This window comes from Pseudomonas sp. ES1 (assembly GCF_050586605.1).
GTDB classification, from domain to species: domain Bacteria; phylum Pseudomonadota; class Gammaproteobacteria; order Pseudomonadales; family Pseudomonadaceae; genus Aquipseudomonas; species Aquipseudomonas sichuanensis.
In genome coordinates, this window is the sequence record NZ_JBOBDM010000157.1 from 1 (window position 1) to 322 (window position 322).

The window sequence follows — 322 nt, forward strand, 5'->3', positions numbered from 1 at the left end:
GATAAGGGTGAGGTCGGCAGTTCAAATCTGCCCAGACCTACCAATTACTTGGTGCGGCTGGTCAAATGGGGCCATAGCTCAGCTGGGAGAGCGCCTGCCTTGCACGCAGGAGGTCAGCGGTTCGATCCCGCTTGGCTCCACCACTCTTTCAGGTTTCGCAGCACTGCTCAGAACTTAGAAATGAACATTCGTGAATGAATGTTGATTTCTGACTTTTGTCAGATCGTTCTTTAAAAATTCGGATATGTGATAGATAGACTGACATGCACTTTCACTGGTGTGTGATCAGGCTAAGGTAAAATTTGTGAGTTCTGCTCTTAAT

At 47.2% G+C, this 322-nt stretch carries 1 tRNA gene; it reads left to right on the top strand.

Going from position 1 to position 322, the window contains the following annotated elements:
• Positions 1-67 precede the first annotated feature (67 nt).
• Positions 68-143: transfer RNA gene (locus ACQ4N9_RS26590), tRNA-Ala, on the top strand.
• Positions 144-322 lie beyond the last annotated feature (179 nt).